The organism is Streptomyces sp. NPDC052910, assembly GCF_055585605.1.
In genome coordinates this window covers 304,729-318,054 of the sequence record NZ_JBVJJR010000006.1, presented here as the reverse complement: position 1 = coordinate 318,054, position 13,326 = coordinate 304,729, and the positions used below count along the sequence as shown (strand labels likewise).

Genomic DNA, 13,326 nt, shown 5'->3' with positions numbered 1-13,326 from the left:
TCTCGACGGGTCGTTGCGGACGGTGGTGGGTTCGGTGACGGTGAACGGTTGTGTGACGGTGGCCGGTTCAGTAGGGGCGGCAGGTCGCCACCCAGCTTCCCGGCGGACAGGTCGTGGTGGCGCCGGGCGTGCCGGCCGGGCCGCCGGACCGGTCGTCGTCGGTCGGCGCGGGTGCCGACGACCGGCCGCCGTTCGGCTCCGAGGAGACGTCCGGCTGCCGCACCGGGCCCGGGGCCGAGGACGGGGTCGACGTCCCGCCCGACGGTGTCGTCCCCGGGTCCTTGCCGTCGTCGAGGAAGAGGACGGCCGAGACGCCCCCGGCCGCGATCAGCAGGGCGAGCAGGGGAGCGGCGAGCCTGCGCGCGGACCACCGCCCGCCGCCGCGCGCGGGTGCCGGCCCGGTACCGCCGACGGGGAGGACCGGCGTTCCCGCCGACCGGAGGACGGCCGGAGAGCCGGAGCCGGGCAGGCCCGGGGTGTCCGGGGAGCCCGGGGAGGAGGCGTAGGGGGAGTGAGGAGGGTAGGGGCCGTAGCCGGCGGCGGGCGCTCCGGGGCCCGGGGCGTGTGATGTGGGGGCGTGCGACGCGTTCGCGTGCGAGGCGGGGGAGGCGCCGGACGGGCGGACGTCGGGGGTGGTCGGGAGGTACACCGGGGGATGGCCCGACGGAGTGCCGGGCTCCCGGTACGAGGGCCGGTCGGGCACCCGGGGGCCGGCGGGCGCGTGGTGGTGGGACGCGGGGGCCGTCCCGGCGGGGGCGGGGGACGCCGGGTCGGGGCCGGAGGGCGTGCGGTGGCCGGAGGCCGGGGCCGGCCGGGCGCGCGTCCCCGATCCGGCCGGGGTTCCCGGCCCGGCGGCCCAGGGCTCGGTCGCCGTCCCGGTGCCGGGACCCGGCCGGGGAGTCCGCGCGCCCCCGGCCGTCCCCGGGTCCGCGGCGGCGGCTCCGGCCCGTTCCTCTGTGGTCCCGTCCGGCCCGCCCGCGCGTCGGCCGTCCGTTTCCGAGGCCCCCGAGGGGACGCTCCCGCCCGTGCCGTGACCGCCGCGGCTTCCGCCCGAGCTCCCCCGGGCGGGGAAGACGGTCCCGGTGCCCGTCCGGGTCCGCTCGCCGGACGCCGCCGCGTCCAGCAGGCGCTGCGCCTCCACCGAACCCATGCGCGCCTGCGGGTCCTTGCGGAGCAGCCCGAGCAGAAGAGGGGCGAGCGGCCCGGCGCGGCGGGGCGTGGGCGGGTCCTCGTGCACGACCGCCTGGAGCGTGCCCAGCGCCGAGGCGCGGCGGAACGGCGACATCCCCTCCACGGCCGCGTAGAGCGTGGCGCCCAGCGACCACAGGTCCGAGGGGGTGCCGGGGTGCTTGCCGAGCGCCCGCTCGGGGGCCAGGTAGTCGGGCGAGCCGATGACGTCCCCGGTGCGGGTGAGGGTGCCCGTGCCCTCCACGAGGGCGATGCCGAAGTCGGTGAGCACCACCCGGCCGTCGTCCTGGAGCAGCACGTTGGCGGGCTTGACGTCGCGGTGCAGCACCCCGGCGGCGTGCGCGCTGCGGAGCGCACGGAGCACCGCCGACCCCACGCGCGCCGCCTCCCCGGGCGACAGGAGGCCGTCGGTCTCCAGGACGTCGGCGAGGGACCGGCCGCGGACCAGTTCCATGACGATCCAGGGGCGGCCGTGCTCCTCCACCACGTCGTGCACGGTGATCACATAGGGGTGGCTGATCCGGGCCGCGGCCCGGGCCTCCTGCACCAGCCGGGCGTGCAGCACGCGGACGTCGGCCTCGCGCAGGTGCTCCGGGGCCCGCACCTCCTTGACGGCCACCTCACGGCCCAGCACCTCGTCGAAGGCGCGCCACACCACGCCCATGCCGCCGCTGCCGAGCCTGCCCAGCAGCCGGTACCGCCCGGCCAGCAGGGGAAACCGCTCGTCGCCGCCGTTGGCGTCCATGGCGTCCCGCCCCCTCCCCCGTGGGGGCCCGGGCCGCTCCGGGCACCCGCGCAATCGGGCCACACCGGCTGGGACGCGACGGCGCCGCTTCCCGTTCCCGCGGAACGGGACCGGTTCGGCGGCGGCGCGGCACCGGCGGCGGGGCACGGTGCGTGTGGGGAGAGAGGGGCCGGTGGGGTCAGCGGGGGTCGGCGAGCTGCTTGTCGAGCCAGCGCAGCACCTCGGGGTACTCCTCGCGCCAGGTCTGGAAGTTGTGGCCGCCCTCGTCGCGGATCAGCTTCTCGGCCTTGGTCGGCCACTTGGCCTTCTCGGTGAAGTGCGTGGCCTGCTTCAGGTACTTCTCCTCGCCCTTCTTGCTGACGCCGACCAGCAGCGATACCGGCGGCGGGGGCATGTGGGAGAGGCGCCAGACGAGGTCGGCCTCGTTCTTGAGCTGCTTGTTCCCGGCGTAGAGGTCGCCGGTGTCGCGGTCCTGGCGGGCGAAGAAGTCGGCGGAGAGGCCGGCGCCGGCGCCGTAGCGGGCCGGGTTGGTCATGGCCATCTTCAACGCGCAGTAGCCGCCGGTGGAGTTGCCGACGGCACCCCAGCCGCCGCGCGAGTTGTCGGCCCGGTACTTGTCGTTGACGGCCAGCGGCAGGTCCTGGTTGAAGAAGGTCATCGCCTGCGGGCCGCCGGGGACGTCGGTGCAGTTGGTGTCACGGTCGGCGACGACCGACGGCCGGACCATCAGGACGATCGTCGGCCGCATCTTCCCCTCCTTGACGAGCTTGGACGCGGCCTGCGGGACCTTGATCTGCGTGATCAGGTTTCTGGAGACACCGGGCTGGCCGGTGACCGCGACGATCACCGGGAAGCGGTCCTTCTCGTGGCCCTTCCGGAAGTACTGCGGCGGCAGGTACGCGTACCCGTCCATGCTCAGGCCGGTGACCGGCCCGTGGATCGATATCCTGTCCACCTGCCCGCCCTTCTCGCGCGGGCCGAGCCCCACCGACTCCTGTCCCTTCACCACCAGCGCGGGCGGCCGTTTCTCGCCCGCCTTGCCGGGCTGGAGCTCCTGGTGGCTGGAGTTCTGCCCGAACAGCTCCTTCCAGGTGGAGTAGAAGCCGAACTCGTTGTTGGCGGCGACGAGCAGCACCGCGAGGACGCTCACCTGGGAGACGACGAGCATGCCCAGACGCGAGGCCCACGCCAACACCCCCTTGCGGGCGGCGCGCGGCCACAGCCACAGAACCAGGGCGCACACCGCGACCGCGATGAACACCAAGAGCAGCAGTAGATTCTGGGACGTGAGACCCACGGTGGTGACTCCTCCTGGAAGGTGCTTTCACCTGAGAGAGAGGGCAGACGACCGGGGGAGGTTCCGTATATACACCGCAATCTCATGCTATGGCGCCGATCGGCGCCGTGCATCTCCACCCCGGAAGTCCGCCGGAATCCCGCCCGGGCGGTACGGCGACATTACCAAGCGGTAAACGCAGGTCAGTCGGGGGTTCCCGGGTGAGTGGCGGGGCCGGGGGAGGGGCAAGGCGCGGGCCGGGGAGCAGCCTGACGGTTCGTACGGAATACGTCACGCGCCGCATCGGACGGTGCGGCGCGCGTGTGCCGGAATCGTGTATTCCGCGAGTGGTCCGTGAGGACCGGAGGTGAATTCCCCGCACACCGGAATTCCGGATGTCCGGAATGCCCGACGGAAATAGGGTGCCGACCGAGGGCGGGTCGGGCGGATGCCGGGACGCGGTGGGCCACCCCGTGCACCGCCCGGTGCCAGCGTGGCAAGTGTGACCTGTACGACGGAGGTTGTGGACCGCTGGGTTCCGGTCACGGTCGTGCGTAGGCTCGGTCCCCGGTACCGGCTCACCCGAGGATTCACGACGGGTGCGCGGCAGGCCCCGGCAGGGCCCGCGGCGCACCCACGGCCCACGAAGGCCGAGGAAGGCTGAGGAAGTCGTATGACCCCTGCGTCCGCGTCCGCGCGCGCCCCGGAGAACCCGGAGGCGTCCGCCGGCCAACTGCCGCCCCCGTTCGTCCACTTCCCCGCCGACCTGCTGGCGGGCGCCCTCGCGGCGCTCCCGGCGGGGGAGGCGGCCGCGTTCACCGCGTCGTGGGACGACCTGCCGGCCGACCCGCACCCGGGCACCGGCAGACCGTACCGCTTCCGCCGGTACAGCAGGTTCCGCATCCGTCCGGACGAACTGGAACGGCTGCCGCACGCGCCCTTCTTCCAGGACCGCGCCGTGAACACGGTGAACGGCGGCGTGGACCGCATGTTCGCGCCACTCGCCGACGCCGTGGCCGGGGGACCGGCGCTGGCGACGGTCGTCCGGACCCTCCGGGAACGGCTGCCCGGGCCGCGCGAGGGGATGGACGCCTGCGGGGTGCACCAGATACGCGTCGTCGCCACCCCGGACGCCGAGGGGCACCCGGCTCCGGAGGGCATCCACCAGGACGGGCACTGCTATGTCGCCCAGGTGCTCATCCGGCGCGAGAACGTCGAGGGGGCCGACTCGCGCCTCTACGACCTGGAGCGGGCGCCCGTCCACGAGGCGCTGCTGACCACGCCGTTCGAGACCATCGTCCTCGACGACCGCAGGGTCTTCCACGGCGTCACGCCCATCCGCCCGGCCGCGGGGGCCGAACGAGGTCTGCGGGACATGCTGCTGGTCGACTTCTTCCCGCCCGGGGACTGAACCGGGGGCCGAAACGGGGGCTGGACGGGGACTGAACCGGGGACCGAACCGGAGGCTGGACGGGGGGCGTACGCAGGCAGGGCCGGGGCGGGGCTCGGAAGCCTCTCCGCCGGCGCCCCGGCCGGGACGGTTCGCTCCGGCGGGGCGCGCCTCGTTCGGACGAGTAATCCGTTCACGACCAGCGCACCGGCAGGGAGCGGACGCCGTAGGCCTGGGTGTCGTAATGGAAGGCGAGCTCCGAGAAGGGGACGGCGAGGCGCAGGCCGGGGAGGCGGCGCAGCAGGGTCTCCAGCGCGACGCACAGTTCCCGCTCGGCCAGGAGCTGTCCCAGGCAGCGGTGCGGACCGTGGCCGAACGCCAGGTGGCGGCGGGCGTCGCGGGTGGGGTCGAACCGGGCGGGGTCGGGGAAGACGCGTTCGTCGCGGTTGGCCGCGCCGAGGACGCAGACGACGCCTTCGCCGGCCCGGACCGGTTGCCCGCCGACGGTGAGGTCCTCGGTGGCGATCCGGGTGAGGCCGTTGTGGAGGACGGTCAGGTAGCGCATCAGCTCGGTGACGGCGCCGGCCGTGAGACCGGGGTCGTGCCGGAGGCGGGAGAGGTCGGCCGGGTGGCGCAGCAGGGTGAGTACGGACAGGGCGATCGTGTGCGCGGTCGACTCGTGGCCGTTGATCACCAGCAGCCGGCCGATGGCGGCGATGTCCCGGTCGGGCAGCCCTTCGGCGGCCAGCCGGCCGAGAATGCCGTCGTCGGGCCGGTCGCGCTTGTCGCGGGCCAAGGTGACGAGGTACCGGTCGAGTTCGCGGATCGCGGCGCGGACCGGGGCCGGGTCGGCCCCGTTGTCCATCAGGGTGCGGCTCTGCCGCTGGAAGAACTCGCGGTCCTCGTAGGGGACGCCGAGGAGCAGGCAGACCACCCGGGACGGCAACGGGAGGGCGTACGCGGTCACCAGGTCGGCGGGCTGACGGCCGGCGACCATCGCGTCGATCAGTTCGTCGGCGATGTCCTGGAGCCGCGGCCTGAGCGCGGTGACGCTCCGGCGCTCGAAGTCGCGCAGGACCGCGCGGCGCAGCCGGGCGTGCTCGGGGCCGTCGAGGTTGATGAAGGTGCGGTTCTCCTCGGCCATCGCCCGGCGGGCCGGGTTGAGGAAGGGGAAGCCGGGGAGGCGGGTGTCGGCGCTGAACCGCGGATCGCTCAGCACCGCGCGCACGTCCTCGTACCGGGTGACCAGCCGGCACCACTCCCCGTTCCACAGTCGCGCGCGGGAGACCGGGCCACGGGAGCGGGCGTGTTCGTAGGCGGGTGGCGGGGCGAACGGGCACGTCCTGCCGCCGGCCGGCAGGGTGAGGGGGGCGGTGGCGTGGGGCGGTGTCATCGTGGACTCCTTCGGCCGGGTGGTGGCGGGTCGTCGGACGGCCGGGGGGCCTCCGTCGCCGGCCGGTCGCGACGGCGGCCGGCGGGCCGCGCGGGGAGCGGCGGCGCCGAGGGGCCGCGGGGGCGTCTCGCGCCGTTCCCCCGGTCACCGGCCCGGGGCGTCCCGTGCGCCGTGGCCGGGTGGGGTGTCGTCGCCGAGCTTGCGGGCGAGGGTCAGGCCGTCGGCCACGGGCAGCACCACGGACTCGACGCGGGGGTCCGCGCGGACCCGCTCGTTGAACGAGCGGATGGCGCGCGCGTCGCCCCGCGCGTCGGGCGCCGCCGCCCGGCCCTGCCACAGCACGTTGTCCGCGAGGAGCAGTCCGCCGGGGCGCACCAGCGGGACGAGCGTTTCCCAGTAGTCCGGGTAACCGGGCTTGTCCGCGTCCAGGAACACGAGGTCGACCGCCGGGTGTGCGGGCAGGCGGCGCAGGGTCTCCGCCGCCGGGCCGAGCCGTAGGTCGACGCGGTCGGCCACCCCGGCTTCCTCCCAGGCGGCCCGGGCGACGGACGTGTACACCCGCGAGACGTCACAGGTGATCACCTTGCCGCCCGGCGGGAGCCCGAGCGCGAACGCCAGCGTCGAATAGCCGGTGAAGGTACCCACCTCCACGACCAGTTGTGGGCGGACGATACGGGTGAGCAGGGTGAGGAACACCGCCTGCTCGTGCGGGACCCGCATCGTGGCGACCTTCCCGAGAGCCAGCGTGCGCTCGACGAGCCGGGCCTGCACGGCGCTGGGAGGTTCGGCCTGCGCCAGCAGGTACGCGTACACGTCGGGCGTCATCCGTACGGTCTTCACGGCGTCCGCGCCTTCGTCGGTCCGCGTGCCGGCGTCGTCCATGGTCGCTTCCCTTCCGCGGCGGTGCCGGACCGGGTCCGGCGGCCGGCCGGTCCTTCCGGTGTGTGCCGAGGCCGCCGGCGGCGGACGGCAGGCGGGAGGCGGCGGGCCGGGTCCGGCGGGAGCGCGGCCGGGTCGCTCCCCCGGCCGCGGATCCGCCGGGGGCCGCTCGGACTCCCGGTCACCGCCGACGGCCGGCCGGCGTTTACGGTGGGGCCGGTCTCCTCACCGCTCCCACCGGGAACGCGTGCGGGCGGCCCGTGCCGGACTCCTGTCAGCAGCCTGCCCGAGCCGCCTGGACGCCGCCACCGGGGAGCCCCTGGCCCGGCCCTCCTCTGCCCGACGGGCGAAGGGTGGTGCGGCGGCCCTCGGCGAAGGCGGCGGTGGAGTCCGCGCCGGAGCTCCCGGCAAGGCTGGTCCATGCCAAGCCGAGGCAATGTTCATGTCAAGCTCTTCGGTGGTGGGGGCCGGGGCGGCGCCGGGGAGCGCGGGCCGTCGCGCGAGTCCCCCTGGTGTCGGTTCGCGGGGGTCCGGTGTCGTAGCGTGCGAGCTCGAACAGACCTGGCAAATCCGACAGTTGTCATCAGGCCGATCTCGCGACACACGTCGCCTCGGCGGCGGAGTGAACTGAGGTTCGGGAGACGGGCGTCCGGAAGTCGGGCTTCATGGCGTCACGGCAGGTCACCCGGGCGAACGGGGTGACCCGGCGGAAGGCCGCCGTCCCGTTCCGGGCCCGTCGCGCTACGGCTGATTCCGGCCAGGCACAGGTAAACGCCGGTGGTCTCCTGTGCCGTGCGACATACGCCGCGATCCGGCATGCCGCACTATATGGCTGGGCGATCGAGGGGCGGCTGAGCCTCCCGGCCGCCCCCCGCTCCCACGCCCTCGACCGGGGCGCCGGGGAGACGAATGCGGCCGGCGTGGGGAGCCGGCCGAGTGCCACCGAACAACCGGGGGTTCGACCACCCGTGCGCGCCGGGGCCCGGCCACCCCGCGCGGACATCTTCACCAAAAGGACGGCGCCGCCGTGTCATCGCCGTCCCAGCAGGGGGGAGTTGCACCATGGTACGTACCACACGTCTGCTCGCGGCCTGGGCCGCCGCGACACTGACGGCGCTGGCGTTGCCCGCCGCCGGCGCCCGCGCCGACGATCCGGCACCCCGCGTCGACCTGCGAGTCCTGCTCGTCGACGACGGCGGGCCCGCCGTCGGGGCCATCGCCGCGGAACTCGCCACGGCGGGAACGCCGTACACCAAAGTCGATCTCAAGGACACCGGCCGGCCGCGGATCGACGCGGCCTACCTCAGCGACACCGTGGACGGCAGACCGCGCGCCAGGTTCCAGGGCGTCGTGCTGCCCAACGACAATCCCTTCGGCGACGGTTCGCCGGAGATGGCCGCCCTGGCCGGGTACGAGAAACGATTCGGCATCCGTCAGGTGGACGCCTACACCTACGCCCGGCCCGCTGTCGGCCTGAACGCCGCCCAGGAACACGGCTGGAGCGGCCCCCTCGACGGCAAGACCGCCACGGTCACCGCCGAAGGCGCCGGCGGACCCTTCGGCTACCTGCGGAAGAACGTCCCCTTCGAGGACAACGACGCCGACGTCAAGGAGAGCTACGGCTACCTGTCGACGCCCCTGGAGCGGCAGGACGACGGCGCCGCCTTCACCACGTTCCTCGACGCCCCCATCCCCGGCACCTCCTCCCGCGGCTCGCTCATCGGCCAGTACACCCACGACGGCCGCAGCGAACTCGTCGTCACCTTCGTCGCCAACCAGTACCAGACCCAGTTCCGGCTGGTCTCCCGCGGCATCGTCGAATGGCTGACCCAGGGCGTCCACCTCGGCGCGTCCCGCGCCTACTTCGGCGTCCACGTCGACGACCTCTTCGCCTCCGACGACCGGTGGGACAGCAAGCGCAAGTGCACCCCCGGCGACGTCGACTGCCCCGGCAACCCGTCCCCCGACGCCCCGCCGATCCGGATGACGGCCGCCGACGCCGAGTACGCCAAGGAGTGGTCGAAGAGCCACAACCTGCCGCTGGACTTCGCGTACAACGGCGTCGGCAGCGAGGAGTACCGGGCCTCGAACGACGGCGCCCGCGACCCGCTGCTCGACCGGTTCGTGGCCGACCAGCAGTCCTTCCGCTGGATCAACCACACCTACACCCACGCCTTCCTCGGCTGCGTGCAGAACACCAACGTCGTCCCCTGGAAGTGCTCCACCGACCTCTTCGGCCGCGTCCGCTGGGTGGACGAGCAGAAGGTCACCCAGGAGATCGCCCAGAACCTCGGCTGGGCCGCCGCCCGCGGGCTCAAGGTCGACCCCGACGAGCTCGTCACCGGCGAGCACTCCGGCCTGCGCACCCTGCCGCAGCAGAAGGACGACAACCCCGGCCTGCCCATCGCCCTCACCCGTACCGGCGTCAAGTGGCTGGCCAGTGACAGCTCCCGGGAGCCGCGCCAGCGCCAGGTCGGACCCGCGCTGACCGTCTCCCGCTACCCGATGAACGTCTACTACAACGTGGGCAAGGCCGCCGAGCAGACCGACGAGTACAACTGGCTCTACACGAGGAAGGCCGACGGCGGCAGCGGCATCTGCGAGAACTCCGCCGTCACCACCTGCCTCAAGGCCCCGCTGGACACCAAGACCGGCTTCGCCTCCTACATCGCGCCCCTGGAGGCCCGGATCGCCCTCGGGCACGTCCTCGCCAACGACCCGCGCCCGCACTTCATGCACCAGTCCAACCTCGCCGAGGAGCGGATCGGCTACCAGGTCCTGGAGAAGGTCCTCGCCGACCACGCCGCCCTGTTCGCCGACAACACCCCGCTGGTCAGCCTCCGCATGAGCGACATCGGCACCGAGATGCGCAAGCGCGCCGCCTGGTCCGCCGCCGTCGACGCCGGCAAGGTCACCGCCTACCGCACCGGCGGCACGGTCACCGTCACTGCGCCCGCCGGCGTCGAGGCCACCCTCACCCTGCCCACCGGCACCACCCAGGTGAAGAACGGCACCTCCGCGCCCTTCGGCGACGCCTACGCCGGGCAGCGCTCCGGCTGGGCCGCCCCGGTGGCCGGCCAGGACGCGGCCGTCTTCACCCTGCCCGCCGGCGCCCCGGCCGCACCGCACGCCACCGGCAAGGCCGCCCGCGTCCAGGCGCCCGCCCCCGCCCTGCCCGTCCCGCCGGGCACCGGCCACCGGGTTCCCCGCGGCGCCGGTGACGGCACCCGGCGCTGAGCACCGCCGTACCTCCGTGCGCACCTCCCCACGTCACGCCGTCTCTCGCGGAGAAACCGAATACCCATGCACGGACCCATGCACGGCCCCCTCGCCGCACCCGCGGCCGACGCCCCCTCGGTGACGCTGCTCACCGAGGGGACCTACCCCCACAGCCACGGCGGGGTCAGCGTCTGGTGCGACCAACTGGTGCAGGGCATGCCCGACATCCGCTTCCGGATCATCGCCGTCACCGGCACCGGACGGGAGCGGCTCGCCTGGACACTGCCGCCCAACGTCCACCGCGTGGACGCCCTGCCGCTGTGGGGCACCGCCCCCGCCGGACGCCCGCCGCGCGGCCGGGCCCTGCGCGTCTTCCTCGCCGGCTACGAGCGCTTCCTGCTCTCCCTGCTCGACCCGGCGCACGAGGACGACTTCGCCCCCGCCTTCCACCGGCTCGCCGACACCGCCGCCGGCGGCACCCTGCCGGCCCTCCTGCAGAGCGAGGCCGCCGTCCGCGTCCTCGTCCGCGTCTGGAACCGGCCCGCCCTGCCCACCGCCGCCGCCCGGCCCACCCTCCACGACGCGCTCACCGCCACCGACCTGCTGGAACACGCGCTGCGCCCGCTGGCCGCCGACGTCCCCGCCGACGGCATCACCCACGCCGTCAGCGGCGGCCTCGCGGCCGTCCCCGGACTGGTCGCCCACCACCGCCACGGCACCCCGTTCCTCCTCACCGAACACGGCATCTACCTGCGCGAGCGCTACCTCGGCTTCCGCACCGAGCCCTACCGGTGGCCCGTCAAGGCGCTGATGCTCGGCCTCTTCCGGCAACTCGCCGTCGAGTCCTACCGGTGCGCCGCCCTCGTCACGCCCGGCAACCGCTACAACCGCCGCTGGGAGGAGCACGGAGGCACCCCGCCCGACCGCATCCGCACCGTCTACAACGGCGTCGACCCCGCCGCGTTCCCGCCCGCCGGCCCGGAACCGGAGGTGCCGACCCTGAGCTGGGCCGGGCGCGTCGACCCCATCAAGGGACTCGACACGCTCATCCGCGCCTTCGCCCTCGTCAAACAGCGTGTCCCGGACGCCCGGCTGCGGCTCTTCGGCGGCACCCCGCGCGGCGGTGAGGGCTACCGGACCGCCTGCGAGAAACTGGCGGCCGAGCTCGGGGTGGGGGACACCGTCACCTTCGAGGGCCGCGTCGAGGACATCCGTGACGCCTACGCGGCCGGCAACGTCGTCATGCTCTCCAGCATCAGCGAGGGGTTCCCCTTCACCCTCATCGAGGCCATGTCCTGCGGCCGGGCCACGGTCTCGACGGACGTGGGCGGCGTACGGGAGGCCGTCGGCGACAGCGGGCTCGTCGTTCCGCCGCGCGACCCGGAGAGCATGGCCGAGGCCGCGCTCACCCTGCTCGGCGACCGCGAACTGCGGGCGCGCATGGGGGAGTCGGCGCGACTGCGGGTCATCGAACAGTTCACCCTCCGGCAGACCATCAGCGCCTTCCGCGAGATCTACCACGACCTCGACGCCTCCCGGCGCCGGCCCGCGACCGCTCCCGCACCGGCCGTCTCCTTCGGGACGCCCGCCATGGCCCTGGCCGGCGGCGGTGTCCGATGAGCGGTCCGCTGCGGCTCGTACCGCCGGATCCCGAGGCCGTCCCCAACCTCACCGCCGTCCCCCGGCCCCGGCCGGGGAACGGCCCTCTCGACGAGCTCGCCCGCGAACTCCACGACGTCTGCGCCGCCGCCGTCCACCCCGACGAGATCGCCGCCGTCCTGGAGGCCGACGGCCTGACCAGCGAACAGATCGCCGGACGCTACGGCCGGCGCGACGCCTTCGAGCTGGCCGCCGAGCTGTTCGCCCGCGTCCCGCGCGCCCACCCCGAACCCCCGCCCGCCCCCGACCCCTGGCAGGTACGGCCCGCCCTGGTCCTGCTCCGCTCCCTCGTCTTCACCCTCCCCGGCTTCGGCTACGCCCTCGGCGCACCCCTGCTCACCGGCGGCCGGAGCGCCGGCGGACTGCCCGCCGGCACCGCCGGGCTGGTCGCCGCCGCCCTCACCGCCTGGGCGTGGAACCAGGCGCTCGCCCACCGCGCCTACCTCCGGCTCGCGGCCGGCGGCCGGGCCGCCGCCGGCCGCTGCCTGCGCACCGGCGCCCCGCTCGGCGCGCTCCTGGCCACCGCGGCGGCCCTCGCCTTCCACGGGCCGCCGGGCGCCGCCTCGTTCGCCGTCGGCCAGGCCCTCTACCTGTCCGCCGCGACCGTCCTCCTCGTCCTGGGCCGCGAACGCCTCCTGCTGTACACCCTGCTGCCCGTCGCCGCCGGGGGCGCGGCCGTCCTCGTCGCCGAACCGCCCCGCGCCCTGGCCGTCGGCCTGCTGCTCGCCACCCTGGCGGGCGTCACCGGCACCGCGGCGTACCAGAACGTCCTGGCCGTACGGGAGGAGGGCACGCCGCCACCGGCCCTCTCCCCGCTCGCCTCCGCCCCCTACGGGCTCTTCGGGCTCGGCTGCGGCGTCCTGACCGGCGTCGCCGCGCTCGGCGACGTACTGCGCCACGGCAGTCACGCCGACCCCGCGGGCCCCGCCGTCATCGCCCTCACCCTCAGCATGGGAGCCGCCGAATGGCTGCTCTACCGGTTCCGCAGCCGGGCCCTGAAGGTCCTCGCCCACGCCACCACACTCCGCGGCCTGCCGGCCGGCGTCGCCCGGGTCCTCGGCCTCTGCCTCGCCGCCTACCTCACCGCCCTCGCGGCGCTGGCCCTCGCCGCCGACGCCGTCTGGCCCGGCGGCCCGCCGCCGACCCCGCTGCGCACGGCGGCGCTGCTCGCCCTCGGCGCGGTGCTGTGGACGGGACTGCTGCTCCAGGCGTACGGCATCGCCTGGGCACCGGCCCTGCTCTGTCTGGGGGCCGGCGCCGCGGAGGCCGCCGCCCTGGTGGCCCGGCTGCCGTCGCCGGCCGTCGTCCAACTCGTCGTCTGCGCCTGCGCCACGGCCGCCCTGGCGGTCACGGCGACCGTCCGGCTGGGGCGGATCACGGCGCATCGCTGAAGCGGGCGGGCTCGGGCGCCCGGGAGGGACGCGCGCCGTCCGACGGCGGGGGGAGCGGGGGTGCCTCGCGGGCGCGGCGGCCGAGGGCCGGGCGCGTCCGGCACCGGGCCGGTGCGCCGGTCGGCTCGCGTCGGAAGTGGCCCGGCCGTCGTCCGACTCGTCGTCGGCGCGGGCCAGGGGCGCCGG

The 13,326-nt window shown here is 75.0% G+C and carries 8 protein-coding genes; 4 read left to right on the top strand and 4 right to left on the bottom strand.

What is annotated here, in order from left to right:
- Positions 1-67 precede the first annotated feature (67 nt).
- A complete protein-coding gene (locus ACZ6X9_RS23205) occupies positions 68-1,933 on the bottom strand; it encodes a serine/threonine-protein kinase (RefSeq protein WP_469779905.1) in 1,866 nt (621 codons plus the stop codon).
- Positions 1,934-2,111: 178 nt separating this feature from the next.
- Positions 2,112-3,230, bottom strand: coding sequence for an alpha/beta hydrolase (locus tag ACZ6X9_RS23200; RefSeq protein ID WP_469779904.1), 1,119 nt, complete (start codon positions 3,228-3,230; stop codon positions 2,112-2,114).
- Positions 3,231-3,882: 652 nt separating this feature from the next.
- Between ACZ6X9_RS23200 and ACZ6X9_RS23195 the strand changes: the two genes are divergently transcribed.
- Positions 3,883-4,620, top strand: coding sequence for a 2OG-Fe dioxygenase family protein (locus ACZ6X9_RS23195; RefSeq protein WP_469779903.1), 738 nt, complete (start codon positions 3,883-3,885; stop codon positions 4,618-4,620).
- A 172-nt stretch (positions 4,621-4,792) separates the two neighbouring features.
- Here the strand turns inward: ACZ6X9_RS23195 and ACZ6X9_RS23190 are convergent, their stop codons facing one another.
- The gene (locus tag ACZ6X9_RS23190; protein WP_469779902.1) at positions 4,793-5,992 is read right to left on the bottom strand and encodes a cytochrome P450; all 1,200 of its coding nucleotides are present in this window, start codon (positions 5,990-5,992) and stop codon (positions 4,793-4,795) included.
- A gap of 144 nt (positions 5,993-6,136) precedes the next feature.
- Positions 6,137-6,874, bottom strand: coding sequence for an O-methyltransferase (locus ACZ6X9_RS23185; protein ID WP_469779901.1), 738 nt, complete (start codon positions 6,872-6,874; stop codon positions 6,137-6,139).
- 1,059 nt (positions 6,875-7,933) lie between these two features.
- On the opposite strand from ACZ6X9_RS23185, the gene ACZ6X9_RS23180 reads away from it, so the two are divergent.
- The 3 genes from ACZ6X9_RS23180 (at position 7,934) to ACZ6X9_RS23170 (ending at position 13,140) form a co-directional block, all read left to right on the top strand.
- The gene (locus tag ACZ6X9_RS23180) at positions 7,934-10,108 is read left to right on the top strand and encodes a hypothetical protein (protein WP_469779900.1); all 2,175 of its coding nucleotides are present in this window, start codon (positions 7,934-7,936) and stop codon (positions 10,106-10,108) included.
- A 78-nt stretch (positions 10,109-10,186) separates the two neighbouring features.
- Positions 10,187-11,710 carry a GT4 family glycosyltransferase PelF gene (gene pelF, locus ACZ6X9_RS23175; RefSeq protein WP_469780064.1) on the top strand — a complete coding sequence of 508 codons (1,524 nt, stop codon included), beginning with the start codon at positions 10,187-10,189 and terminating at the stop codon, positions 11,708-11,710.
- Positions 11,707-13,140, top strand: coding sequence for a hypothetical protein (locus tag ACZ6X9_RS23170; protein WP_469779899.1), 1,434 nt, complete (start codon positions 11,707-11,709; stop codon positions 13,138-13,140). The genes pelF and ACZ6X9_RS23170 overlap by 4 nt, the downstream gene beginning before the upstream one ends.
- Positions 13,141-13,326: the final 186 nt, after the last annotated feature.